The 24,812-nt window shown below is 72.0% G+C and carries 19 protein-coding genes; 5 read left to right on the plus strand and 14 right to left on the minus strand.

The features are described from left to right. Window positions 1-80 precede the first annotated feature (80 nt). The 4 genes from rarD to eccE all read right to left on the minus strand — a co-directional run bounded on the left by rarD (window position 81) and on the right by eccE (window position 4,077). Window positions 81-1,013 carry an EamA family transporter RarD gene (gene rarD / locus AB0B55_RS32395; protein ID WP_357175937.1) on the minus strand — a complete coding sequence of 311 codons (933 nt, stop codon included), beginning with the start codon at window positions 1,011-1,013 and terminating at the stop codon, window positions 81-83. Continuing rightward, window positions 1,010-1,507, minus strand: coding sequence for a GNAT family N-acetyltransferase (locus AB0B55_RS32400; RefSeq protein WP_357123568.1), 498 nt, complete (start codon window positions 1,505-1,507; stop codon window positions 1,010-1,012). Before AB0B55_RS32400 ends, rarD begins: the two co-directional genes overlap by 4 nt. Before the next feature lie 111 nt (window positions 1,508-1,618). Further along, on the minus strand, window positions 1,619-2,005 hold the full coding sequence (locus tag AB0B55_RS32405) for a phage holin family protein (protein WP_355049298.1): 387 nt from the start codon (window positions 2,003-2,005) through the stop codon (window positions 1,619-1,621). A 131-nt stretch (window positions 2,006-2,136) separates the two neighbouring features. Then, a complete protein-coding gene (gene eccE, locus AB0B55_RS32410) occupies window positions 2,137-4,077 on the minus strand; it encodes a type VII secretion protein EccE (RefSeq protein WP_357175940.1) in 1,941 nt (646 codons plus the stop codon). A gap of 289 nt (window positions 4,078-4,366) precedes the next feature. Between eccE and AB0B55_RS32415 the strand changes: the two genes are divergently transcribed. Beyond that, the gene (locus tag AB0B55_RS32415) at window positions 4,367-4,687 is read left to right on the plus strand and encodes a WXG100 family type VII secretion target (protein ID WP_357123575.1); all 321 of its coding nucleotides are present in this window, start codon (window positions 4,367-4,369) and stop codon (window positions 4,685-4,687) included. A 20-nt stretch (window positions 4,688-4,707) separates the two neighbouring features. Then, window positions 4,708-5,001 (plus strand): WXG100 family type VII secretion target, encoded by a 294-nt coding sequence (locus AB0B55_RS32420; protein ID WP_357123578.1) that lies wholly within the window; start codon window positions 4,708-4,710, stop codon window positions 4,999-5,001. An 84-nt stretch (window positions 5,002-5,085) separates the two neighbouring features. Here the strand turns inward: AB0B55_RS32420 and mycP are convergent, their stop codons facing one another. After that, entirely contained in the window at window positions 5,086-6,303 is a 1,218-nt protein-coding gene (gene mycP, locus AB0B55_RS32425; RefSeq protein ID WP_357175942.1) for a type VII secretion-associated serine protease mycosin, read from the minus strand. Window positions 6,304-6,455: 152 nt separating this feature from the next. On the opposite strand from mycP, the gene AB0B55_RS32430 reads away from it, so the two are divergent. Then, on the plus strand, window positions 6,456-9,509 hold the full coding sequence (locus tag AB0B55_RS32430) for an SseB family protein (RefSeq protein ID WP_357175945.1): 3,054 nt from the start codon (window positions 6,456-6,458) through the stop codon (window positions 9,507-9,509). Continuing rightward, entirely contained in the window at window positions 9,506-9,871 is a 366-nt protein-coding gene (locus AB0B55_RS32435; RefSeq protein ID WP_030486287.1) for a hypothetical protein, read from the plus strand. Before AB0B55_RS32430 ends, AB0B55_RS32435 begins: the two co-directional genes overlap by 4 nt. A 4-nt stretch (window positions 9,872-9,875) precedes the next feature. On the opposite strand, the gene AB0B55_RS32440 is transcribed toward AB0B55_RS32435, so the two are convergent. From AB0B55_RS32440 to acs, 5 genes are all read right to left on the minus strand, one after another. After that, on the minus strand, window positions 9,876-10,808 hold the full coding sequence (locus AB0B55_RS32440) for an alpha/beta hydrolase (protein WP_357123591.1): 933 nt from the start codon (window positions 10,806-10,808) through the stop codon (window positions 9,876-9,878). Between the two features lie 67 nt (window positions 10,809-10,875). Then, window positions 10,876-11,274: a hypothetical protein gene (locus AB0B55_RS32445; RefSeq protein ID WP_357175948.1), complete on the minus strand. Its 399-nt coding sequence runs from the start codon at window positions 11,272-11,274 to the stop codon at window positions 10,876-10,878. A gap of 204 nt (window positions 11,275-11,478) precedes the next feature. Next, a complete protein-coding gene (locus tag AB0B55_RS32450) occupies window positions 11,479-13,914 on the minus strand; it encodes an immune inhibitor A domain-containing protein (RefSeq protein ID WP_357124636.1) in 2,436 nt (811 codons plus the stop codon). 333 nt (window positions 13,915-14,247) lie between these two features. Further along, window positions 14,248-17,040 (minus strand): immune inhibitor A domain-containing protein, encoded by a 2,793-nt coding sequence (locus tag AB0B55_RS32455; protein WP_357123597.1) that lies wholly within the window; start codon window positions 17,038-17,040, stop codon window positions 14,248-14,250. A gap of 243 nt (window positions 17,041-17,283) precedes the next feature. Next, window positions 17,284-19,248, minus strand: a complete 1,965-nt coding sequence (gene acs / locus AB0B55_RS32460; RefSeq protein WP_357175951.1) for an acetate--CoA ligase — start codon at window positions 19,246-19,248, stop codon at window positions 17,284-17,286. Between the two features lie 320 nt (window positions 19,249-19,568). Between acs and AB0B55_RS32465 the strand changes: the two genes are divergently transcribed. Then, window positions 19,569-20,315 (plus strand): oxidoreductase, encoded by a 747-nt coding sequence (locus tag AB0B55_RS32465; protein ID WP_357123603.1) that lies wholly within the window; start codon window positions 19,569-19,571, stop codon window positions 20,313-20,315. Between the two features lie 8 nt (window positions 20,316-20,323). Here AB0B55_RS32465 and AB0B55_RS32470 read toward each other — a convergent pair whose 3' ends face one another. From AB0B55_RS32470 to AB0B55_RS32485, 4 genes are all read right to left on the minus strand, one after another. Then, window positions 20,324-20,956, minus strand: a complete 633-nt coding sequence (locus AB0B55_RS32470; RefSeq protein WP_357175954.1) for a TetR/AcrR family transcriptional regulator — start codon at window positions 20,954-20,956, stop codon at window positions 20,324-20,326. Continuing rightward, a complete protein-coding gene (locus tag AB0B55_RS32475; protein ID WP_357175957.1) occupies window positions 20,851-22,215 on the minus strand; it encodes a methyltransferase in 1,365 nt (454 codons plus the stop codon). Before AB0B55_RS32475 ends, AB0B55_RS32470 begins: the two co-directional genes overlap by 106 nt. Beyond that, window positions 22,212-23,108 (minus strand): hypothetical protein, encoded by an 897-nt coding sequence (locus tag AB0B55_RS32480; RefSeq protein WP_357175960.1) that lies wholly within the window; start codon window positions 23,106-23,108, stop codon window positions 22,212-22,214. The genes AB0B55_RS32475 and AB0B55_RS32480 overlap by 4 nt, the downstream gene beginning before the upstream one ends. 219 nt (window positions 23,109-23,327) lie before the next feature. Continuing rightward, the gene (locus tag AB0B55_RS32485) at window positions 23,328-24,131 is read right to left on the minus strand and encodes an HAD-IB family hydrolase (RefSeq protein ID WP_357123615.1); all 804 of its coding nucleotides are present in this window, start codon (window positions 24,129-24,131) and stop codon (window positions 23,328-23,330) included. Window positions 24,132-24,812 lie beyond the last annotated feature (681 nt).

The following is a 24,812-nucleotide window of genomic DNA, read 5'->3' on the forward strand; positions in this document are numbered from 1 at the left end:
ACCCCCGCCCCCACCCCGCCCCCCACCCCCGCCCCCACCCCGTCGATCATGGAGTTGTGGTGGGTGACAAAGCGCCCGAACTAGTGTTCGGCGGGCACCACAACTCCATGATCGACCACGACGGGGCGGGACCGGCGGGACTGGCGGGCGGCGCGGATGGCGTCGGCGGTGAAGACCAGCAGGGCGAGCCAGACCAGCGCGAAGCCGGCGAGGCGGGCCGGCGGCATCGGCTCGTGGAAGATCAGCACACCGCAGCCGAGCTGGAGGATCGGCGCCAGGTACTGGATCATGCCGAGGCCGGTCAGCGGCAGCCGGTTGGCGGCCCCGGCAAAGAGCAGCAGCGGGATCGCGGTGGCCGCGCCGGCCAGCACCAGCAGCGCGGTGTGCCCGGCCGAGACGTGCCCGAAGGTCAGTCCGTCGTGCCGGGACAACCAGGCCAGGTAACCCAGCGCGGGCAGCGCCAGTACCGCCGACTCGACGAAGAGCCCCTCGGCGGCGGGCAGCCCGAGCCGCTTCTTGATCAGGCCGTAGCCGGCGAAGCTGAACGCCAGGGTCAGCGCCAGCCAGGGCAGCCGGCCGTAGTCGACGGCGAGCACCGCGACGGCCGACCCGCCGATGCCCAGGGCCACCCACTGCGCGGCCCGCAGCCGCTCCCGCAGCACCGTCACCCCGAGCAGCACCACCACCAGGGGGTTGATGAAGTAGCCGAGCGCGGTCTCCACCACCCGGTCGGAGCTAACGCCGTAGATGTAGGTGCCCCAGTTGACGGCGATGAGCGCCGCCGCGGCGACGATTCCGGCGAGCGCCGCGCGCCGGCGCAGCAGGGCCCGCAGGAAGCCGACGTTGCGCAGCGCGCCGAGCAGCAGGGCCACGAAGAGCACTGACCACACTATCCGGTGGGCCAGGATCTCCAACGGGCCGGTGGGCCGCAGCACCTTGAAGTAGAGCGGGAAGAAACCCCAGAGCAGGTACGCGCCGATGCCGTAGAGGTATCCCAGGCGGAGTGGCGTCACGCCTCCACCGTAAGGGGTGAACCTCCGTCTGGTTCCTTTCCGGTGATGGGGGTCACCGGCGGTCGCCGATCGAGGTTCATCCACCGCTCGGGAACGTCCAACGGGGTGAAGCCCGCCCGCGCGTACACCTCGTGCGCGTCGTTGGTGATCAGCAGGATCCGCCGTACGCCCAGCTCGTCCAGGTGGTCTCGGACCGCGCCCACCAGCCAGGTGCCCAGGCCGAGCCCTCGCGCGGCCCGGTCGACGTACACGTCGCAGAGCCAGGCGAAGGTGGCGCGGTCGGTGACCACGCGGGCCACCGCGACCTGGCTGTCGTCGTCGGTCCGGTAAATGCCGAACGGCAGCGACCCCGCGAACGCCCGCACGACGCTGTCCCGGTCGCGTCCCAGTGCCCAGTACGCGTCGGTGGACAGCCAGTGGTGTACCCGGTCCAGGTCGAGTCGGGCGGGATCGGTGCTCAGCAGGTGGCCGTCGGGCCGGGTCAGGGTGAACACGTCGGCGACGCTAACCGACCCGAGGGGGCCGCCAGCCGGCCAATTCCCGAACTCTGGTCACCGGACCGCCCCGCCCGTCGGGGCCGGGCGGTCCGGGACGGTGGTGGTCGGTCAGTCGCGGTCGAGGACGGCCCCGAGGATCCACGTCACGATGCTCACGAACAGGGCGCCGAGAACGGCGGCCGGCCAGAACCCGTCCACCGAGAACGGCAGCCCGGCCTGATCGGCGATCCAACTGGTGAGCAGGAACAGCAGCCCGTTCACCACCAGCGCGATGAGGCCGAGCGTGAGCAGGTAGAAGCCGCAGCCGACGGTCTTGATGACCGGCTGGAGCACCGCGTTGACGATGCCGAAGATCGCCGCCACCAGGATCAGCGTGGTGACCGTCTGGACGGCGGAGGTCGATTCCAGGTCGATGCCCGGAATGAGCAGCGTGGCCAGCCAGAAGGCCAGTGCCGTGGTGGCCAGCCGAATCAGCAACCCTTTCAGAAAACCCATGGCGGGGATCGTGCCACGGACCATCCACGGGCGTAACCCGGCAGTTGACCATCGAGGACGACCGGCCCGCCTCGCGCGAGCGCGCAGACCCCTGAGCGCGGGCGCGCGCAGACCCCTGAGCGCGGGCGCGCTCAGGCCCGTGCCGGCCGGCCGATCAGCTGGGACTCGATCGGAGTCGGGGAGAGCAGTGCCCACCGCAACGCGCGACGGTTCACCACCGCCACCATGTCGTCGCGGATGCGGGTCAGCCAGTCGGCCGAAGCGCCCAGGCCCAGCGCCGCGCCGGCCAGCGTCGCCTCCGCCGGGTGCAGCCGCTGGAGCACCGCCAGGTCGGCGCGGGTCAACGTGTCCACGTCGGCCGGTGTCAGCTCGTCGCGCACCACGAGGGTGGCCCGCCACGCCGGACCAGGTTCGGTCTCGGCCGGCACCGCTCCGGTGTCGACGACCAGCAGCAACGGCCGCAGTGCGGCGCCGGCCGATTCGGCGACCGGCCGGCCCGGCGGGATGAGCGGAATCGTTCCGCCCGGCGCGCCCACCCCCCGTACGAACGGCTCCCACGCGCGGGGTCGCGCCGTCTGCACCACCACCAGCGCCCCCAGCGCCATCGCACGCAACGCGACGAGCTGAGCGGTACGCACCCCGCCCAGCAACAGCACCCGCGTGCCCTCCGGCCGGAACAGCCGCACGGTGACCGCGCCACCGTGCCGGTTGGTGCCGACCAACATCCCCGCCTCGCCCAGGGTCAACTCCCAGTCGTCCGGCGCTGCCTCGGGCCGCCCGGCCGAGGGGAGCGCCAGCGGTAGCGTGCCGGCCAGGCCGTCCAGGTGCGCGCCGTCGAGCCGCCGCAGTTCCCCGCCCGCGCCGTCGACGAGGCGGCCCAACGCGGCGACGGCCACGGTCAGTTCGGCCGTCGACGTGGCGGCCAGGCGTACGGTCAGCTCGGTCACCGCGTCCGCGGCCGGCCCCACGCAGAGCGACACGGTCGTCGCGGTCGCCGGCAGCGTCAGCAGCCGGGGTACCAGCCGCCGGGCCCCCGCCCCACCGCCCTGTGGCCAGCGGACCAGCCGGAACGTCGCCTGGACCAGAGTGCCGGTGCGCAGCGACGGCCAGGCCTGAAGTATCGGCTCGCCGTCGTGATGGGCCAGCTCGCCCAGGACCCGCAGCGCCGCGGGTACGCCGAGCGGCCGGGCGGTCAGCGGCCCGAGCCGACAAATGATCCGGCGGGTCGTGCCGGCGAGTGCCCGGCGCAGCGCCTCCGGCGTCCAGCCGTCCGCCCGCAGCACCCGGACCGCGAGCACCGCCCGCTCCCGCCCGACGAGGCGGCCGTCGGTGAGCTGCCGGTACGAGGTCCCGACCGTGCCACCCGCCGTCGGGACCGGCGCCGGTGTGCCGGTGAGCAGCAGTTGGATCCGTACCGGTGGCACGTCCGGCCCCGGCGTCGGTAGCAGCGTGGACGGCGCGGGGATCGCCCGGGACGCGTCGCCGAGCAGGTCGCCGGGGTCTCCGAGTTCCAGCATCACCACCATGCCGCCGGTGTCCTCCAGCACCGCCGCCGGCCCGCTGGACAACTCGGTCGAGCCGACGACGGCTCCGGGCGCGACCAGGTCGAGCAGTTCGGCCGCACCGGCCCGCTCGCCCAGGCCGCGACGGCGGGTCACGTGCCCGGCGGCGGTGCCCAGCCACTCGAAGAGCCACCGGCCCCGGAACCGGGCGCAGGCGGCCGTCACCAGAAGCGTCGCCCCCAACAGCGCGGCGATCATGACCGGGGCGCCCTGGCCGGAGGCGGCGAGGACGACCGCCACGGCGACCTGCCCGGTGACCAGTTGGCCCGCGCGCATCGCCGCACCGAGCCGACCGATGGCGGCCCACCGCGCGGTGGGCCGTCGAGCGGGTACGGCGGCGCTGCCGAGAGTGCCCGACGCGCTGCCGCCGATCGTGGTCGATCCGACGTCCAGTGCGGTGCCGACCGACGGGACGGCGGGGATGTCCGACCCGGCGGTCGGGGAAGTTGCGGTCGGGCCCCACCCGGCGTCGCTCGCCGATTGCGCGCCCGATGTGGTGATCGGCGGCACCGCGCCTCCTCGACCCGCTCTGGACGTGCCCGGCGGCCGACCGCCCCCGGATGCCCGTCACGCGCCGCGACGGGGCTGCCGCACATAGTAGGCGACCGATGGCTGTCGTAGTTGTCCACAGGGGAGAGCCGGGGGTAGCAGAACCGCTACCAGGCCGCTACCGTCAGCCACGAAGTTCATCGCTGACCCGTGTCCGACCGTGCTCGTCGAGCGGGCCACGCGAGCGGTGCGCTCCCACCGCGGGCGCATTGACAGCCAGGCACGACCGAGGAGACGAGGTGACGTCCGGGTGTCCCAGACCCAGGCAGAAGCAGCGGTGATGAAGCAGACCGCCGCGAAGTTCGAACAGGTGGACCAGTCGTTGCAGTCCATGCTGACCGGCCTGCTGGCCGAGTTGGAGGTGTTGCAGCAGGCCTGGCGCGGCGCCGGCGGGCGGTCGTTCGAGCAGGTCAAGCGACAGTGGGCAGACGATCAGGCGGCGTTGCACCGCGCGCTGCGGGAGACCGCCGGTGCCATTCGCACCGCCGGCCGACAGTACGACGTCTCGGACGACGAGGCGGCCAGCCGGGTGGCCGGCACCAACCGCGGCGGCATCCAGCTGCCGCTCTGACCTGCCGGGAGGGCGTTCCGATGGACAACGGTGTGCTGGTCGTCAACTTTGCCGCGCTGCAACAGGCCGGCGCGGACATTCAGCGGGCGCTGAACACGCTCGACTCGCAGCTCGGCCAGCTCGAACGTGACGCTGCGCCGCTGGTGTCGGCCTGGTCGGGTGACGCCCGCGAGGCGTACGAGCAGCGCCAGGCGCGGTGGCGCTCCGCCTCGCAGGACCTGCAGGCGATGCTGCGCGCCATCAAGTTGGCGGTGGACGACTCCGCCGCCGACTACCTCGACACCGAGAAGAAGAACACCGGGCTGTTCCAGTGACGTCGGTGGGCCGGGAGCGCTGACATGACCGCGTCGGCGTCCCGGCCACCCTCGGGCGAGGGCCACGGCGGCGACCGGGTCGGGTCAGGCCGGCTCGGCCGGTCGCCAACGTCGGCGTGCGCCCCGGGGCAGCACGAGGGCCAGCACCACCACGGCGACAGCCGTCACGCCGATCACCGCGCCGGCCACCAGGGCCCGGTCTCGGGCGGTCGCGCGACGCGCCTGGCGGGCCAGCGCGGCCTGATCGGCCCGGTCATCGGCGAGCGCGGCGGCGGATCGTGGTCCGCCCGGCCGGCCGCCGGTCTCGGTGACCGCCCGATAGGGGTTCAACACGCCGGCCCCGTACCCGCCGCCGTGTCCCGGGCCGGGCGCGGGATCGGCCGTGGCGACGATCCGCTCCACCACCTCGGTGGCGGTCAGCTCGGGTCGGTACGCGCGCAGCAGGGCCGCGGTGGCGGCCACGAACGGCGCGGCGTAACTGGTGCCCTCCACCCGCTGGTGGCCCTGAGCGGGCGCGGCGACGAGCACCTCGCTGCCGGGGGCGACCAGATCGACGTACGCGCCGATCTGCGAGAAGGTGGCCCGCGTCCCGTCCGCCCCGATCGCGCCCACCCCGAGCACCCCGTCGTACGCGGCGGGGAACGGGCGCGGGTCACCGTTGTCGTGCAGGTTGCCCACGGCGGCCACCAGCACCACGTCCCGCTCGACGGCGTACCGGACGGCGGAACGGACCTGCGGGTCGTCGGCGTACAGCACCACGGAGAGGTTCACCACGTCGGCGTCGTGGTCGACGGCCCAGCGGATGGCGCGGGCGAACTCGCCGGCGCTGACCGTGCGCCCCGATTCCCGGCCCTGCACCACCTGCTGCTCACTCACACGTACCGGCAGGATCCGGGCGGCCGGCGCCAGTCCGTGGAAGGCGACGTCGGGCCGCGGCGCCCCCGCGATGATGCTCGCCACACCGGTGCCGTGCCCGGCGCAGTCCTGGCCGCCGTCCCCACCCGGTTCGAGCAGGTCGGCGCCGGGCAGCACCCGACCGGCCAGTTGGGGGTGTGCCCGGTCGACGCCGGAGTCGACCACCGCGACCGTCACCCCCGCGCCGGTGGTCAGCGGCGCGAGCCGCGCCGGGTCGTACCGCTGCTGGGGCCACGGTGTGGCCTCGACCTGTCGAACGGGCGTCAGTGGGGTCGCGCAGACCGGAGCCGATCGGCGCGGGCGGGCGGCGACGGCCGGACCGGTCGCGCCGGTCAGCAGCGCGACCGCCAGACCGGCCAGGACCGGGCGCGCAATCGACCGGGACATCGACAGCCTCCGTATCGTGTCGGCTCCGGAACGGGATGTTATCGCCTCGCCGTCACCGGGGCGGACCGCCGCCGGCCAGCCATTGTGATCTTGATGCCACCTTGTAGGTTGTACGCGATACCTGTGGCCTGTTCTCGGGAGGAGAGGTGGCCGTGACCGAATGGGAGCCGGCCACGGAGGCCGAGGTGGCGATGCGGGACGCGCTGCGCGCCAACGATCAGGAGCTCTACTTCCGCCTCCTGTCCCGTACCGAGCTGCTGTTGCCCGTCTCCGCACCGGCATCCGCCGGTCAGGCCGCCGGCTGGGGCACCTGGACGACCGGTGGCCGGACGCACGTACTGGCCTTCACCTCCACCACCGCGTTGCGGGCCTGCCTGGGCGAGCACGCGGGCACCCACCGGCGTGTCCCGTTCGCCGACCTCGCGCTGGGCTGGCCAAACCACGAGTGGTGGCTCGCGGTCAACCCCGGGCTGCCCGTCGAGGGGTACCTGCCGTCCTGGTTCGTGTCGCAGCTCTCCCGTGGTGACGTCCGGCTGCCGGGCCGCGCCATGGGCGCCCGGGCCCGGCTGGAGCGGGCCGAGACCCTCTCCCGGTTCCGGGCGGGTACGACCGGTCGGGACGCCCCGCCCGCCGCCGGGTTCGTACCGCCCTCGCCGCCGGTCCCCGAGGCGACGCCGCCCGGACGACCCGGGCCGAGGGGCGCGACGCCTCCGGTGTCTCCGACCCCCGCCTCGGCCCATCCCAACCGCGCGCCCGGCCCGGGTGACCTGCCGCGCCGCTCCGGGGTGGAGGACATGCCCGCCGCCGGGCCACCGCAGCCGACCGAACCGCCCCGCACCGTCCGGCCGGGCACCGGCGTCGGGCCGGGGGCGAGCCGCACCGCTGCTTCGCGGTACGTGCCCCTGGCCGCCGACCGCACCCGCGCCGCCCCGGTCGACCAGCCGATTCCACGCGCCGGCCGGCCGTCCGCGACCCGGCCGGCCAGCGAGGGCGACGGTCCGGCCGTCGGTGGTGGCGCCAACGAGGACGTCCGGCGCTCCTTCTTCGAACCGACGTCCGGTCGTAAGTCTGGCCTGCCCCCCGGCGACGGTCGGACGGGCGACCGGGCTGCGCCGCCGTCGCGGTTCGGGCGCGGCAGTCAGCCCTTTCCGCGCCGCCGTCCCGCCGACGCGCCCGGCGGCGACAGCGCGACCCAGGCCTTCGCGATGCCCGCGCCGGACGTCGGCCGCGGACCGTGGCCGCCCGCGGCTGACCAGGGCACATCCCGGGTGGTACGAGCGCCGTTGACCGATGACGAGGCCACGCAGCCGCTGCCGCCGCGGCGGCCCGACCCGTTGGCCGAGGAGCCCACCCGCGCGTTCCGGGTGCCCGGTTCGGTCAACGGCGGGCCGCCACCGGCCCGCCCTTCGGAGCCGGCGGACGAGACCCAGGCGATCCCGCGCGGCCGGCCCGCTGAGCGGCGGCGCTTCGAACCGGTGGAGGATCTGCCACCGGCGGTCGCGGAACCGGTCTCCGGCCCGCCCGCCCCCCGTCGCGGCTTCACGCCCATCGTCATCGAGGGCACCATCATCGAGTCCCGGGATCTCGATCCGCCCGAGGTCGGCCCCTTCTTCGACACCGGACGGCGACCCGGCCCGACGACCACCGCCCCGCCACCGTTCAGCCGCCCGTCCGTGCCGGACCCGTCTGTGTCCGGCCCGTCTGTGCCCGGCCCGTCTGTGCCCGGCCCGTCTGTGCCCGGCCCGTCTGTGCCCGGCCCGTCTGTGTCCGGCCCGTCTGTGTCCGGCCCGTCTGTGTCCGGCCCGTCTGTGTCCGGCCCGTCTGTGTCCGGCCCGTCTGTGCCCGGCCCGTCTGTGCCCGGCCCGTCTGTGCCCGGCCCGTCTGTGCCCGGCCCACCCGTGCCCGGCCCGTTCGCGTCCGGCCCGCCTGTGCCCGGCCCGTCCGTGCCAGGTCCCACTGCCTGGGCCGCGTCTGGCGGTGGAGCGAGCCTGTTCGAGCCATCCAGCGTCCCCCCGGCCACCGACACCGGCCCGGCCACCGACGCCGGCCTGAGCGATGCCCGTTCGGCCAGCGACGCTGGCTTCGGCGGCGATGCTGGCTTCGGCGGCGACACCGGTCGGTCGTCCCGATCCCCGGTGGGTTACGAACCCGAGCCGGCACGCCCCGACTCCGACGCGGAGGCGACGATCGCGGACGCCGTCGAGCCTCCGACGGTCGACGAGCCGGCGTCCCCGCAGTTCCAGCCGGCGAACACCGTCGAGGAGGACCTGCTCGGCGCAGCCGGTGCCGGGAGCACGGACACGTTCCTGTCCACTCTGCTGCTGGCGCGCGTGCTGCTGCCGGCGGCGGCGGACTCGAAGCGGGGCAGCCGTCCCGGCGACCCGGGCTTCGTCTGGCGCACCGCCCGCCTCGACGGCGAGACGTACGTGGTGGTCTACACGTCCCCGGAGCGCCTCGCCGACCACGTCGAGGGCACCGTCGACACGGTCCGGGTGAAGTTCGCCCAGCTGATCCGGCGCTGGCCCGACGAGGACTGGTCGTTCGCCGTCAACCCGGGCACCCCGGTCGGCGCGAAGTTGCCCGGTGACCAGATCGTCGCGTTGGCCAACTGGGCCGCCGAGGTGGGCCTCGGCGACGACCTGGAGGTCGACCCGGTGGAACCGGCGGCCGAGGCGGAACCCGCCGCGCGTCCCCGGTACGCCCCGGCGGCGGTCGACCCGGCCCGACCAACCGTGATGCAGAAGGCGATCGCGCCCAGCCAGCTCGCGTACTACCTGGAGCGGGGGTACGACCGGGTCTCGGGTTTCGTGCACCGGTCGGGTGAGCTGGCCCACCTGACCACGCCGGCCGAGCTGCACGACGCGTTGGGCCTGAACTACCCCGGTTCGCCGTTCGTGCGGGACGCCGAGGAGATCTACGTGCTGCGGTGGCCGGCGCACCGGCCCAGCCTCTACCGGATTCCGTACGGCGGGCAGAACGAGGCGGCGATGCGTGCCATGGAGGGCTGGGTCATCGAGCGCCCGCCGTTCCGGGGCAACGGCTTCGCCCCCGGCGAGAGCAGTGACGTGGTGGCGGAGTTCAAGGTGGACAGCGCCCGTCTTCCGCACGGCGCGCAGCTCTGGCGGATCGGTGGCGACGGCACCGAACGGGTGGTCGCGGTCCTCGACACGGACGCGGTCACCTGGCGGCGGGTTCCGGAGGAGTGATGCGCGACGGTTACGTGGCCCGCTGGCAGGGCCGGGAGTATCAGGCCAGCCCGGACGGCGACGACATCCGCCTGTACCAGCCCGAGCCGGGCGAGGGCTTCGAGGAGGTCCGCGCGGGCCGCTACGTGCGGGTGCTGCCGGCGAGCGAGATCGAGGATCTGGCGTACGTTCGGACCACCTGCACCTGGCAGGGCCAGCCGTTCATCGTGCTCGGCGAGCACGACGCGTGGCTGCGCGTCGAGTACACGGGTGGTCGTTGGCCGGTGGCCGAGGCGATGCGGTTGGAGGTCTTCGACTTCGGCGTCTACCAGGGCTGGGCGCCGGCGGCCGAGGTCACCGACCTGCGCGAGCAACGGGTCTGATCCGTTACGACTTGGCCCATCGCAGGATCTCGCCGAGCACCACCTCGGGGGCTTCCAGGTGCGGGAAGTGACCCACCCCGTCCAGCAGACGCCACTCGTACGGGGCGACGACGTACCGGCCGGACCCGAGGGCGGTCCGTGGCAGGGCGGCGATGTCGGCCGCGCCGTGCAGTTGCAGGGTCGGGGTGACCAGCGGCTTCTGCATGAGGCGCACGAATCGGTAGCCGTGCAGCCGCAGCACGGAACGGAAGGCCCAGCGATAGCCTTCCAGCGCGCAGAAAGCGGCCTGCGGGATGCGCATCGCCTCCCGACACCGTTCGGCGTACGCCTCGAAGTCCGCGCTGGCGGCCCAGCGCGGGCCGGCCCACCGGCGCAGGATCTCCTCGACGCCCGCCGCGCCGTCCTTGGTGAGCACGTGTTCGTAGCGGGGGAGCTGGAACTTCAACGCCGGGGTGGAGGCGGCGAACTGCCCGCGCGGGTCGGCGAAGATCGCGGCGCGCAGGCGTAGCGGGTGGGGTGCGCCCAGGACCACCAGCCGACGGACCAGGGATGGGTGGAACGACGCCACCGTCCAGGCGACCATGCCGCCGACGCCGCTGCCGACGAGCGTCGCCGAGCGCTCACCGAGGGCCCGGATGAGGCCGGCGATGTCGGCGGCGAGGGTGTAGCCGTCGTACCCCCGGGGTGGTTTGTCGCTGGCGCCGTAGCCGCGCAGGTCCACGGCGACCGCGCGGAAGCCGGCGTCGGCGACCGCGGGGAGCATCTGGTGCCAGGCCCACCAGTGCTCGGGGAAGCCGTGCAGGAAGAGCACCATCGGGCCGGTGCCGGCCTCGACCACGTGGAAGCGGCTGCCGTTGGCGCCGACGAAACGGTGCGTCCACGGGCCCTCGGTGAGGACGCAGGACTCGTCGACGGCCTCGCCGCGCTGGTCGGTCATGGTTGACAGCCTAGGACCCCGTCGGGAGGCGGCCGTTTTGCCGGCCCGACTGTGACCCTGCGGGGGGTCAGACGACCGGGCTGATGTCGACGATGGTGGCCGGGATGCCGGGGCCACAGTCGGCGGCCGGGTCGGCGGGGCCGATGGTCACCCGGACCGTCGTACCGACGGTGAAGGTGCCCTTGCCGATGCCGTGCAGCGCGTACTGCCGGCCGTCGTCGGTGACGAGGCCGTAGCAGGGGCCGTCGCCGCCCCGGTTGATCCGTCCGGCCGGGGCGTTGGCCCGCCGGGCGTCGGTCGGCTTGCGCGGTGGTCCGGTCGGCGGGCGCAGGGTGGGCAGCGGGACGCGTGAGCGCGCCGGGCGGCCGGCGGGGGCCGACGGCGTGGCCCCGCTTCCGGTCGGCGCGGCGGAGGCCGGTGGTGGGCTGGTCGCCGGGGTGCCGGACGGGGTCTGTTCGGCGGACACGGTGCCTCCTTCGTTCCGCGTTCCGGCGCAGCCGGCCAGCGCCGACAGGACGGTCAGGCCGGCGCCGGTCAGGGTGGTGCGGGTTCGCGGTCGCACGGGTGATCGGACGCGCGCCACCCGGTCAGGGTTCCCCGGAACGGGCGATGCCCGGGCAGGTGACCTGCCCGGGCATCGCCGTGGTGCGGGTGGTGCCGGATCGAGGGATCAGTTGAAGCGGACGGTGGTGTTGATTCCGTCCTGCGACAGAACCTGGATCGTCCGGCCGGTGGCCGGGAGCTTGACGCCGTGGTTCGGCAGCTCCGGGAACCAGTACTGCTGGGTGTCGTCGAACAGCGGCTGCGCCGCCTGGCCACGGACGTAGTTGGCCTGGCTGTTGATGTGCAGCGTGAACGAGTCCGCCTTCTTCAGGCTGAACGGCGCGTCGTAGACCTGGACGCGGGCCCGCCAAGGGGCGCCGGTCAGGTTGTACAGCGGCCGCGGGTGGGCGTCGATGATCATGTTCCGACCCTCACCCGGGTGCGCGAACGTGTCGTTGTCCGACCACCGCAGGTTCCAGTACGAGATCAGCAGACCCTCCTGGTACGCGTAGTGGTCCACGTAGTCCGGGCGGGTGTTCTGGTAGCCGAAGTAGTACGGGCCGGTCTTGAGGTACTTGTCGTACGAGGTGTACGACCGGGTGCCGGCGATGTAGAAGTTGTCGAACGCCTTGGTGTAGGTGGCCCCGGCGATCTCGAACAAACCGGTGAAGGTCCAGCCGTTGGCACCGTTCTCGGCACCGTCGGTGAACACGGTCTGGCCGTCGGCGGTCACGGTGATCGCGTCACCGTAGAAGCCGCCCCGGGAGACGCCGCCGTCGGTCTGGTAACGCAGCCGGAACTGCACGACCTTGCCCGCCACCGAGTTCATCGGGATGTTGACGTCGACCCACTTGCCGGCGCTGGAACCGTCCAGGGCGAAACGCCCGGGAGAGATCTCCTTCAGCGGCTTGCCGTTGACGGTGCCGGGCAGGGTCGCCCAGGTCTTGCCGCCATCGGCCGACGCCTCGAAGAACAGGTAGTCGAAGTTGGATTCGATGTTGTAGCGGCCCTTCATGGTCAGGGCGGCCGACGACTTCCCGGTGAAGTCCAAAGTCCGGGTCATCGTGCTGTTGATGTTGTCGTCGTTGCCCGTGAAGAACTGCTTGCTGCCCTCGAACGGCGCGCCGTTCGAGAAGGTGTAGTCACGGTCGGGGAGTACGACGACGGCGGCCTGCGCCTCGGGCGAGTTGTACTCCTGTGGGCCGAGAACCACATCGCGCTTCTCGCCCAGCCCGAGCGTGTCGTAGTCGAGCCAGCCGAGCTGGAACTTGTTCCACGCGCCGAGGTCGCCGCCACGCTCGCCGATGCCGCCGTCGTTCTTGGCGCCGAGTCGGCTCTGGGCCATCAGGGTCCAGTGCTCGTTGTTGTTGTCGCCACCGTTGATGACGTTGTAGTCGTCCGGCAGGCCGAGGTCGTGGCCGTACTCGTGGTAGAAGACGCTCCGGCCACCGTTCTCCGGCTGGATGGTGTAGTCACCGATCCAGACACCGGTGTCGCCGATCTCGGTGCCGCCGCCCGGGAAGGTCTCCGGGCCGGTGCTGCCCTGGTCCGAGGCGTAGGCGTACCAGCGGTGGCTCCAGATGGCGTCCTCACCCTGGTTCGGGTCGCCGTCGGCCTGGTCGCCGCCGGAGTGGACGATCTGGAAGTGGTCGATGTAGCCGTCCGGCTCGTTGAAGTCGGCGTCACCGTCGTAGTCGTACCGGTCGTACTGGTCCATCGACTTCACGTCGGCGGCGATCTGCGCGTCGGTGCGGCCGGCGGCCTTCTGGTCGAGGACCCACTGGTTGGCGGCGTCCCGGACCAGTTCCCAGGTGTTGTCGCAGACGTTGCTGTCGCAGACCGCCGGGTCGTTGGCCGGGTTGGTGGTGTCGTCGTCGGCGATCGGGTCGTCGGACCGGCCGTACCGGGCCTCGTTGTACTTGACCTTGACCCAGTCGGTGACCTCGCCCTCGACGCTGTAGCGACCCGAGGACTGGGCCTCGTAGTACTGCTTCAGCGACTCGTCGCCGGGGTTGGTGCCGAAGTAGAGCTGCCGGTAGTGGTCGGCGTTGTAGTCCGGCTGCCAGACGGTGGAGTTGTCCACGGCCCGGTTGGGCGCCGGGATTTGGTTGTGCAGCGGCCCGTCGAACTTGGTCGGCCCCGCGGTGTCGGGGTCGATGCTCTTGTCCGGGAAGTCCGGGTGCCGCTCGTTGCCGAACTCGGCAAGGATCACGAAGATCTTGTCGGTCCGCTCGCGCGAGAGTTCGACGTACTGGTCCTCGGTCTGAGCCGTGCCCGCCCCGGTGGTGCGGGCGGCGGCCCCGTCGGCCTGGGTCTTGCCGACCTTGACGACGGTGCTGCCGTTGACCTTCTGTGCCTTCGCCTCGCCGGTGAGGACCTTGCTGAGGCCCTCCTGGCGCAGCGCTCGCCGCTTGTCCTCCAGCGGGTTCGGCAGGTCGTGGTCGGCAAGGGCGGGCTCGGCGACCGACGGAGCGGCCGTCGGCAACTTCGGCTGCGGCGCGGCACTGGCGGACGGTCCGAACGCCAGCCCCGTCGCCGTCAGTGAAAGCCCGAGCAGACCCACTGCGACTTTGCGCACGTGGTACCTCCGGTGTGAGGGAACCGACCCAACGGGGGTACGGGCCGGTGATAGATCGATCCCACTAGTGGGACCATTGGTGAACATAGACACTGCTGCGACGGGTGGGAAGACGCACGCGTCGATTTGTTGCAAGATTTTGTTGGGAATGCTTTTCACCGTCACACCCCCGTGCTTCATCTGCGCTCGAGTCAGGGCGGACCGGACGGCGACATCCGCAACGATGAATTTCGATCAATAAGATCAGATGAAACGACAGTGGGGCCGGTGGCGTTCCCGCCACCGGCCCCACCATCAGTTGCCGAACCCGTTAAACCGTCACTTCGTCGCCGGGGTGACGTAGATCGTGGCGGACGAGTTGTCCTTCGCCGCCTTACGGATCGTCAACGAGACGCCGTTCTGCACGCCCGCGTCGGCCGGGTTGCCCGTGCCGAGCACGATCGCGCCGCCGCCCAGCGTCACGCCGTAGTAGTCCGGCGCCGGGCTACCGTCCGGGTTGGTCACCCGGGTGGTGTACGGCGCGTTGCCACGCGACGGGATCACGACGGAGGCGTCGTTGTCCCGGGCGTACGCGGCACCGTCGCGGATCTCGATGCCCGGGTACCAGCCCTTGGCGTCGGTGAAGCCCTTCACCGGCGGCAGGGCCTTGAACTTCGTGCAGTACGCGCTGTACGGCTCGCCCGCCGCCTCCAGGCACTCCGTGAAGGGGTACGTCTTCTGGAGCGTGAAGGCCGCGTTCGACGACTGCGGACGGCTGGGCAGGTTGTCCGTCACCGACGGGTCCTTCTCGGCCGCCGTGCCGGTACGCCGGTACGGCTCGTTGTGCGAGTCGACGATGAGCAGCCCGCCCTTGGCGCCGTAGCTCGGCAGCGAGGTCATCTGACCGGTGACGTGGTTGACGTCGCCCAGCGCGCTGTCCCGGTACCACACCAGCATGCCCGGCGCGTTGTAGGAGATCCGGTCGACCTTCCACGCGTCGCGCGAGTAGATGGTGTCGTAGGCGTACTTCAGGCCCTTGTCGAAGCCGTCGAAGTTGCGCCACTCGGCCAGGTAGTACTGCGCGTGCACCTCGGTGCCGCCGGAGACCTTCCAGCCCGCGCCGGTGGTGTCGACGAAGGTGCCGCCACTGGTCGTCCAGCCGTTGGCGCCGCCCTCGACGTCGTCACTCCATACGGTGGCGCCGCCGCCGGTGACCGAGAAGTCGTCGACGAACCAGTTGCGCTCCTCGAACGCCTCATCGGTGGCCAGGCGCAGTCGCACCTGCACGGTCTGGCCCGCGTACGCCGACAGGTCGACGTAGTCGTGACGCCAGCCGTCGGTGCTGCCGGTCAGGCCGTACTTCTTGCCACCGAAGTCGTTCATCCGGCCGTTCGGGTCGCCGTAGTTGTCCGGCGTCGTGACGACCGTGCCGTCCTCGGCGTACACCTTCTGCTCGGACCAGGTGGTGCCACCGTCGGTCGACAGCTCGAGGAAGCCGTAGTCCCAGTCCTCTTCGATGATGTAGTTGTTCCACATCCAGAACTTGGAGTCCGCGGCGTTGGGCACGTCCACCGAGCGGCTCAGCTTGACGTCGGCCCAGCTCTGGTCGTTGTTGCTGTGCCACATCTTGGTGCCGCTGTGCGGGGTGGCCAGCACGGTCACCTTGTCCGGCAGGTCGACCTTGATGCCGTCCTCGGCGTCGATCGGCGTACGCGAGGTCTGCCCGAGCTTGACCTCGCGCGGGTTGGAGCCCGGACGGATGGTCAGCGGGTCGGCCCAGCCGAGCACCCACTTGTCCCAGATGCCCATGTGCGTCGGCAGCGCCTGGAAGATCTCACCCGAGTGCGATCCGGAGGCCATCAGGTCCCAGAAGTCCACGTCGGAGTCGGCGTTGCCGGAGGTGTCGTAGAGGTCCGGCAGACCGAGGTCGTGACCGAACTCGTGGGCGAAGACGCCGACGCCGGCGTCCTCCGGCTGCACGATGTAGTTCGACACCTTCAGGCTGGTGCCCGGGATGGTGAAGCCACCCGGCACCGAGGAGGAGTGCGCCCACACGGCGTACGTGCCCTGGCTGCCGCCGCCGCTCGACTTGCCCTTGCCGGCGTGCACCAGCACGAGGTGGTCGATCACGCCGTCCGGCTCGAAGAGGTTGCCGTCACCGTCGCGGTCGGCCTGGTCTTCCTTGTCGTAGTCGGCCCACGGGAAGGTCGGGTCCTTGGCGGCGAGCGCCTCGATCGCGTCGCCGGCCAGCCGGCTCGCGCCGGCCGGGTTGTCCGGGTGGCCGTTCATCGACTGCTCCCGGCCGGGCACCCAGTTGCCGTTCTCGTCCTGGGTGCAGCGGTTGGCCGCGTACCAGCCCTCGGAGTGCGGCACGGTGATCCACGGGCTGGCCTGCCCGTCGACCGTGTACGCGTTCTTGGACATCTCCAGGTACATGTTGTGCATCGTGCGACCGGAGATGTCGATGCCCTTCTTGCCGTCCGGGCCCTTGAGGTCCTTGCGGACCCGCTCGGTGATGCCCTTCTTGCTGTACAGCATCTTGTTGTAGTGCGACGGCGAGAAGTCCGGCACCCACATCGAGTTGTTGTCCTCGTGCTCGAGGCGCGAGGGGTCCGGGATCTTGTTGTGCTTCGGCCCGTTCTGCACGGTGCCGGGAACGCAGGTCCGGTCCTCGAACACCGTCTTCGGGACCATCACGTTGGTGAAGTCGTCGTTGGCCTTGTCGTTGAACTCGACCAGCAGCGTCAGCAGCTTCGCCGTCTGCGTGTTGGGCGCCTGCTTGATCTGGCGCGGGCTCTTGCCCGTCTTGATCGACTTGGCCTCGATCTGCGCGAGCTGGCGGGCCGTCACCGGGTTGCCCCGCGCGTGCTTCTGGTCGAACGCGCGGGCGTCGTCGACCTTGGGGGTGTAGACGCCGTTCTTGCCCTTGACCTCACGGCCGGAAGTGTCCGGCTGGACCTCGGGCTCGGCGTAGTTGATGTAGTACTCGTCAGCCCCGATCACCGCCCGGGGGGTGGTGGACGGCTGTGCCGCCGCACTGCCACTCACGGTCAGTGACGTGGCCGCGAGGGCGATGACGGGTAGCGCGACGAGTAGTCGTCGACGCGACCCCGGTTGGGAGTTTCTGTTCATGCCGCTCCGTTTCTCGGGCATGGGCGAGGGAAGCCGGCGGACTCCGTGCACGCAGCGTCGCGTCGAGGGCCAGCCGACCTTCGTGAAACTAAATGAGAATCCGGCCGAACGGCGGGAACGTGATGCAGGCGTTATCCGTCGGACCGTCGGCCGGTGGTACGCCCGACGGTCAAAGTCCACAAAAGACGACGGTGGGTGACGGTCCGCGCGGACCATCACCCACCGATCGGGGTACGTCTGTCGTCAGTCCTCGTCGGACTTCGCGCCACTCATCCCGGAGGAGATCAGCTCCATCACCGAGGAGTCCTGGAGGGTGGTGACGTCGCCGAGCGACCGGTTCTCGGCCACGTCCCGCAGCAGCCGACGCATGATCTTGCCGGAGCGGGTCTTCGGCAGCTCGGGCACCAGCATGATCTGCCGCGGCTTGGCGATCGGCCCGAGCGTCTTCGCCACGTGGTTGCGCAGGTCCGCGATGAGCTGCTCACCCGCCTCGCCGGCGATGTCCGTGCTGCCGCGCGGGATGGCGAACGCCACGATCGCCTGGCCGGTGGTCGGGTCGGTCGCGCCCACCACCGCCGCCTCGGCCACCGACGGGTGCGACACCAGCGCCGACTCGACCTCGGTGGTGGAGATGTTGTGCCCGGACACCAGCATCACGTCGTCCACCCGACCGAGCAGCCAGATGTGCCCGTCGTCGTCCTTCTTCGCCCCGTCGCCGGCGAAGTACATGCCCTCGAACCTCGACCAGTACGTCTCGAGGAACCGGTCGTCGTCACCCCAGATGGTGCGCAGCATCGACGGCCACGGCTCACGCAGCACCAGGTAGCCGCCACCACCGTTCGGCACCGACTGACCCTGGTCGTCCACCACGTCGGCGACGATGCCCGGCAGTGGGGCCATCGCCGAGCCCGGCTTCGTCGCCGTCACCCCCGGCAGGGGGGAGATCATGATGGCGCCGGTCTCGGTCTGCCACCAGGTGTCCACGATGGGCAGCTCACCCCGGCCGACGTGCTGCCTGTACCACATCCACGCCTCGGGGTTGATCGGCTCGCCGACGCTGCCGAGGAGCCGCAGCGACGACAGGTCGAACCCGGCCGGGATGTCCTCGCCCCACTTCATCATCGTCCGGATCAGCGTCGGCGCGGTGTACAGGATGCTCACCCGGTACTTGTCGACGATCTCCCAGAACCGGCCCTTGTGCGGGGTGTCCGGGGTGCCCTCGTACATGACCTGCGTGGCACCGTTCGAGAGCGGGCCGTACACGATGTAGGAGTGGCCGGTGACCCAGCCGATGTCGGCGGTGCACCAGTAGACGTCCGTCTCCGGCTTCAGGTCGAACACCGCGTGCGTCGTGTACGACGCCTGCGTCAGGTAGCCGCCGGTGGTGTGCAGGATGCCCTTCGGGCGGGCCGTGGTGCCGCTGGTGTAGAGGATGAACAGCGGGTGCTCGGCGTCGAACGGCTGCGCCGTGTGCTCGGCCGACGCGGTCTCGACCGTCTCGTGCCACCAGTGGTCCTTCTCCGACCAGGCCACGTCCTCGCCGGTGCGGCGGACGACGAGCACGTGCTCCACCGACGGGCAGCTCGCCACCGCCTCGTCCACGGTCGGCTTCAACGCCGACGGCTTGCCCCGCCGGTAACCACCGTCGGCGGTGATCACCACTTTGGCGCTGGCGTCCTGGATACGGTTGCTCAACGAGTCCGCCGAGAACCCGCCGAACACCACGCTGTGCGCCGCGCCGATCCGGGCGCAGGCCAGCATGGCCACCGCCGCCTCCGGGATCATCGGCAGGTAGATCGCCACCCGGTCGCCGGCGGTCACGCCCAGGTCGGTGAGCGCGTTCGCCGCGCGGCAGGTCAGCTCGTACAGATCGGCGTACGTGAGAGTCCGCGTGTCGCCCGGCTCGCCCTCCCAGTGGATCGCGACCTTGTCCCCGCGGCCCGCCTCGACGTGCCGGTCCAGACAGTTGTACGCCACGTTGAGCTGCCCGCCGACGAACCACTTCGCGAACGGCGGGTTCGACCAGTCGAGCACCTCGTCCCACTTCTTCGCCCAGGCCAGCCGGTCGGCCTGCTTCGCCCAGAAGGCGAGCCGGTCGGCCTGCGCCTCGGCGTACGCGTCGACGGTGACGTTGGCGTGCGCGGCGAGCTCGGCCGGCGGGGGGAACTGGCGCGTCTCGTTCAGCAGATTGGCCAATGCCTCGCTCATGCCGTGACTCCTCGTCCTCGGGGTGACCTGCGTCTCGATGGGCACGAGGGTAGTCGCGGGTCCCCCGGCCGGCGACCGCTGCCCACCCCGTCGCGCCGAGCGGCCCCCGCCACGCGCCCGACGGCCCGGCGTAGCGGGTGCGCGCGCCGGCGCGGGTCGCTTGATCGACACGAGATCGCCGAAGTGGGGTGTTCGGGCCGCCTTGATAGCCCCACTTCGGTGAAGTCGTGTCGATCTTGCCGGCCGGCGGCCGGGTGGCCCGGGTCGCGTTGCGGGCGGGTGTGGGCCGATCAGCCCGCTGGGATCGCTAGCGTGGCGGGGTGACCACCGACCCGCTCGCCCCGCTGCTCGCGCTCGCCGACATCGCGCCCGCCGTCGACCGGGCCCGCGAACACTTCGACCGGGCGCTCGGGCACCGCGCGCTGCGCCGCAGCGGCGGCCAGGTCGCGGCCGAGGTCGGCCTCCGCTCGGCGGTGGCCAGCGCCGCGCTCGAAGGGGCCGTGCACGAGCGCGAGGAGGTACGCGCCGGCACCGTCACCGAGCCGGTGCTCCAGGGGGCGCTACGGGTCGCCGGGGCCCTGCCCGGTCTGAGCGAACTCTGGCCGAAGGCGCCCCGGCAGGCCCTCGCCCGGCTGCACGTCCTCGCCGCCCGGGACATCGTGCCGGAGGCCGAGCTGGGTCGTCCGGTCGCCGATCCGGTGGTCGCCGCCCGCCTCGACGGGTTGGCCGGGCTGGTGGCCGGCGGGACGAAGGTCTCCCCGCTGGTGCTCGCCGCCGTCGTACACGGAGAACTGCTCAACCTACGTCCGTTCGCCGGACCGTCCGGGGTGGTGGCGCGCGGCGCCGCCCGGCTGGTGCTGCTCGCCAGCGGCCTCGACCCGCGCGGGCTGCTCGCCGTGGACGTCGGTCACGCCGAACGCGAGCCCGAGTACGTCGGCGCGGCCGGCGCGTTCGCTACCGGCACCCCGGACGGACTGCGCTCCTGGCTGCGCCACTACATGACGGCCGTCGAGGTCGGCGCCGACCAGCTCACCACCATCGGCGACGACATTCTCGCCGCCGCGTGAGCGGTGGCTCAGTCCCGCCGCGTCGCCCGGTTGACCTTGGCCTGTAGCGCGTGGCGGGCGATCGGCCCCAGATCGTCGACGATCTCCATGAGGAGCGCGAGCTGGTCGAGCGCGGCCATCGCCCGGTCCGCGCCGGCCGGGTCCACCCCGTCGTAGAGTTCCAGCCCGATGAACGCGGCCGAGACCGCGCGAGCCAGGCCGGGCACGTCGGCCACCTCGGCGAACGGTGACCCGGCGAGCAGCCTCCGCAGGACCTGCTCGATCTCGTCCACCCAGAGTTGGAGCGCACCGGCGGTGGGGGCGGCCATCCGCTGGTCCGCCTGTGCGCCCGCCAACATCTGGGCCAGGAAGGTGACGTTGCCGAGTTGCCGTTCCTCCTCGTGCAGCGCCCGCCCGACCGCGAGCAGCTCGCGCAGCGAACCGGCCGAGGCCAGCCGCGCCGACCAGTGCTCGACCCGCTCGGCGGTGCTGACCCGGCAGGCCGCCGCGAGCAGGTCGTCCACCGTGCCGAAGTGGTAGAAGACCAGCGCCTGGTTCACGCCGGCGGCGGCGGCGATGGTGCGGGCCGAGACGCCGGCGATGCCGTGCTCCCGGATGGCGGCGATGGCGCCGTCGAGGAGACGCTGCTTGGTGTCGGACATGGCTCTCCTCTCGGACGGGCCGGATGCGGCGGTGCGATCATCGCATCGGTGAGCAGTTGAGCCAGCCAGGCGACCCCGGGCAGCCGTAACGTCCAGCCGACCAGAGCCCAACCGAGATGGATGTGTTCGAGCGATCGGGCGACGGCGGCCACCCCCCGTTCCCGGTGGCCGTCGCCGCCCACGTACTCCGCCCGCCACAGCACGCGCTCGTGCTCCCGGGCCGCCCGGATCCGCAGGCCGACCGGATGCCGCCGGGCCAGCATCCGCCAGGTGGCCGCGCAGGGTCCGCAGTCGTCGTCCAGCCAGAGCACGGCCGGCTCTTGCGAGGGGTACGGCCGCCAGCGGGGCCACCAGTCGCGTACCTGCCGCCGGTAGGACCGCCAGGAATCGCCGTACCGCGTGCGCAGGTCGTGTTGCTCGTGTGGCCCGGCCACCGCCGCGCTGAAGGCCGTCGCCGACACCGCCCCCAGCGCCAGGGCGACGCTCCCGGTGACCGCCGCGGTGAACAGCAACAGCGCCACGGCGACGAGCTGCATCGGGTTGGCCAGGTACGCGTACGGGCCGGTGGTGACCAGCCGCCGCGGCGGATCCCACGGATAGGGCGTACCGCCGCCCCGGACGGCGAACTCCGCGACGGCGGCCAGCGCCGGCACGGCCACCAGCAGGGCCAACTGCGCGACGACCAGGATTCCGGTGCGGTCCAGCGCGATGAGGCCGGCCCATGACCCGTCGCCGACCTCGAACGCCAGGGTGGGGACGAACCAGAGCAGCAGGGCCGCGAAGACGCCAACCTGCAGGAGGGTCCGTGCGCCCAGGTGCCGGCGGTCGGCGCAGAGGCGACCGAGCAGTTGAGCGGGCAGCGCCACCGCGAACAGGCCGACGACCTCCCCGACGAGCCAGTGCGGACCGAGGCTGACCAGCGGGTGCAGCGCCGGCATCGCCACCGCGTCGACCCAGAGGAGCAGACCCAGCGCGACCGGCAGCGGCAGCGCCCGCCGGAGCAGCACCGGCAACGGGCCCCAGAGGGCCGCCCAGCCGATCCAGAGGTCCACCGGCATTCCCCGGTACGCGCCGTCGACCGGAGCGAAGGCGTACCAGCCGGTGCGGCGGGCGACCTCGTGCAGCGCCGCGATGCCGATCCCGGCGGCCAGGAACGCCAGCAGCCCCGCGGCCCGGACGGACCGGTCCCGCTCCCGAGCGCCGACGGCCAGCACGGCGGCCAGCGGCACGGCGAGGCTCAGCCAGCGGGCGACGGTCATTCGAGCGCCAGCATGTCGAGCAGGTGCCCCACTCCGGCGCCGAGCAGCACCTGCTGGATCGGCCCGAAGTACCAGGACGGGTCGAGGCCCCGCGTGTAGTCGACCCGGACCCGGATCTCGGTGTGCCCGGGGTCGACCGCCCGCCAGCTCAGCTCCGCGTGCCGCCAGGTGAACCAGCGCGCGGTGATGGAGCTGTCCTCGACGAAGTCGAAGCCCACCTGCCCCGGCGCGGCGCTCTCCACCTCGGCGAGCAGGTGGCCGCCCGGTCCGTGCGCGCTGCCGTGGTAACCGAACATCCACCGGTCGCCGATGTCGAGCCCGTCGCCGGTGACCTGTCCGGGCGTCGGTACGCCGAGGAGCCGCAGCGGCACCGACCGGACGTCGGTCGGGCGGGGACCGGCAGTGAGACGTTCGGCCACCTGGTCCACCGGGAGCCCGACGACCCGGGTCACCTCGACCGTCTGGTCCGGAGCCACCCGGGGAGCGATGCCCGTGCCCTCCAGGCCGGGCAGGAGCAGCAGGGGGACGGCCACGACGACGTACGGGCGGTTCGCCTCCCGCAGGGCGCGGATCAGCGCGGTGGTCCCGTGCGCCACCGCGTAGACCAGCGGGGCGGCCAGCAGGACACAGATCGCGCCCTCGTGCAGGGCCACCGACGCCAGGAGCAGGGCCATCGTGGTGGCCGTGAAGACCCGCCCGTGAGCCGACCGGCGGGGTGCGAGCGCGAGGGCGGCGGCCAGGAGCACCGGGAGCGCGACGAAGAGCACCGCGCTGTCGGCTCGGCCCTGCCGCACCACCACGACGAAGACGACCGCTCCGAAGAGGGTGATCAACCCGGCCAGGATCCAGTGCGCCCTCGTTCTGCGTGGTGTCGGTGCGCTGTCGTCGGTCATGCGAATCTCCCCGTCTTGAGCGGTCGCTCAAACGGAGGGTACGTCTTTTTGAGCGACCGCTCAATACGGCGTGGGACCGGGGATAATGAACTGTGTCGGATAGGCGACTGTCGACGATGCCGGTGGCACCGTGAAGGGTGAGCGCCGAGAGAGCGGATGCCTACCGAGGGTGGCGTCTCCGGCGAGAGTGGAGGCCGTGCGTCGCCCGGACGGGCTCGGTCAGGCCGTGGCGGCGGCGCGCGTGCGGCGGTGCCGGCCGTACCAGGCGATGCCGATCGCCACTCCCACACCGACCCCCAGCGCGGCCGCCGCCACCGGGACGGCCGGCCGCTCCCGCCAACGGCGGCCCAGCGGAATCGGATGCCGGAACTCCAGCACCGGCCAGGCGTTCTCCGAGGCCAGCTTGCGGAGCTGCCGGTCCGGGTTGACCACGCTCGGGTGCCCCACGCACTCCAGCAGGGGACGATCGCTGTACGAGTCGGAGTAGGCGTACGAGTCGGCCAGGTCGTAGTCCCGGGCGGCGGCCAACTCGGTGACCGCCTCGACCTTGCTCGGGCCGGCCGCGTAGAACTCGACCTCACCGCTGTAACGGCCGTCCCGCACCGTCATCCGGGTGGCGATCACGTCGGTCACCCCGAGCAGCTCGCCGATCGGGCGGACCATCTCCTCGCCGGACGCCGACACCAGCACCACGTCCCGCCCGGCCGCCTGGTGCTCCTCGATCAGGGCGGCGGCCTCGGCGTACACATAGGGGTTGATCAGCTCGTGAAGCGTCTCCGCGACGATCTGGCGGACCTGTTCTACCTGCCAGCCCTTGCAGAGCGCGGCCAGGTAGTCCCGTGTTCGGGCCATGGTCTGCTCGTCGGTGCCGCCCAGCCGGAACATCAGCTGCGCGTACGCCGACTTGACCACGTCACGCCGAGTGATCAGCCCGTCCCGGTAGAACGGCCGACCGAACGCCAGGGCGCTCGACTTGGCGATGACGGTCTTGTCCAGATCGAAGAAAGCGGCACTTCGGCCCACGGCGCGAAAGTCTAGCCGGATGGTCTATCGTCGGCGGGTGCCCGGGGTCAGGCCACCCCTTGGACCTGCGGACGGGCGCCCCCACCACCGCTCAGCGTGACCGTGCTCACATTCGGCGAGGAGATTTTCGCGCTGAGTGGAGTGAACACCACTCGACGTGACGGGCCCGCTCAGGCAGACTTGTCCGCACGACGTGCTTTCACATACCCGAAACAGACAGGCCCTCGGCGGTTGCACCCCCCGTGACCGCTGAGTGGTTCGGCTCGACCCCCCCGGAGCCGAACCGTTGACGACCCCCGTCTCCCCCCGACGGGGGTCGTCCCTTTGCAGGGAGCGCTCCCGGCCTGGTGACGCCTTGGCCGAAGTTGCTCCGCCGTCGGCTCAGGGCGGATCGACGAAGGCTGGTCAGTCGCAGCGCCGTCGGCCTCGCACCCAGTTGAGCCCTGCGCAGGCCCGACAGCTCATCGTCGAGCCCATCGGCGTAGGCCCCGGGGAAACGACCTCCTCGCCGTGGCCACACAACGCGCCCGCCAGTACGCCATGCTCGCCGCCGAAGCCACCTCCCCGGCGGCCATCGCCCAGCCGCGGGTCTGTGCATCTAAGGGTGTTTCCGGCCTGACCCATCGGGCGTTGTGCCTGGTGAGGAGGGTGCCGTGATGACCGCGACACTGAACGACCAGA

Source organism: Micromonospora sp. NPDC049107, assembly GCF_040648595.1.
In the GTDB taxonomy this organism is placed as follows: domain Bacteria; phylum Actinomycetota; class Actinomycetes; order Mycobacteriales; family Micromonosporaceae; genus Micromonospora.

Coding starts and splice junctions, on each gene's coding strand:
- AB0B55_RS32405 (WP_355049298.1), bottom strand. CDS start 2,005: ATGGGTTTTCTGAAAGGGTTGCTGATTCGGCTGGCCACCACGGCACTG.
- AB0B55_RS32420 (WP_357123578.1), top strand. CDS start 4,708: ATGGACAACGGTGTGCTGGTCGTCAACTTTGCCGCGCTGCAACAGGCC.
- mycP (WP_357175942.1), bottom strand. CDS start 6,303: ATGTCCCGGTCGATTGCGCGCCCGGTCCTGGCCGGTCTGGCGGTCGCG.
- AB0B55_RS32440 (WP_357123591.1), bottom strand. CDS start 10,808: ATGACCGACCAGCGCGGCGAGGCCGTCGACGAGTCCTGCGTCCTCACC.
- AB0B55_RS32455 (WP_357123597.1), bottom strand. CDS start 17,040: ATGAACAGAAACTCCCAACCGGGGTCGCGTCGACGACTACTCGTCGCG.
- acs (WP_357175951.1), bottom strand. CDS start 19,248: ATGAGCGAGGCATTGGCCAATCTGCTGAACGAGACGCGCCAGTTCCCC.
- AB0B55_RS32470 (WP_357175954.1), bottom strand. CDS start 20,956: ATGTCCGACACCAAGCAGCGTCTCCTCGACGGCGCCATCGCCGCCATC.
- AB0B55_RS32475 (WP_357175957.1), bottom strand. CDS start 22,215: ATGACCGTCGCCCGCTGGCTGAGCCTCGCCGTGCCGCTGGCCGCCGTG.
- AB0B55_RS32480 (WP_357175960.1), bottom strand. CDS start 23,108: ATGACCGACGACAGCGCACCGACACCACGCAGAACGAGGGCGCACTGG.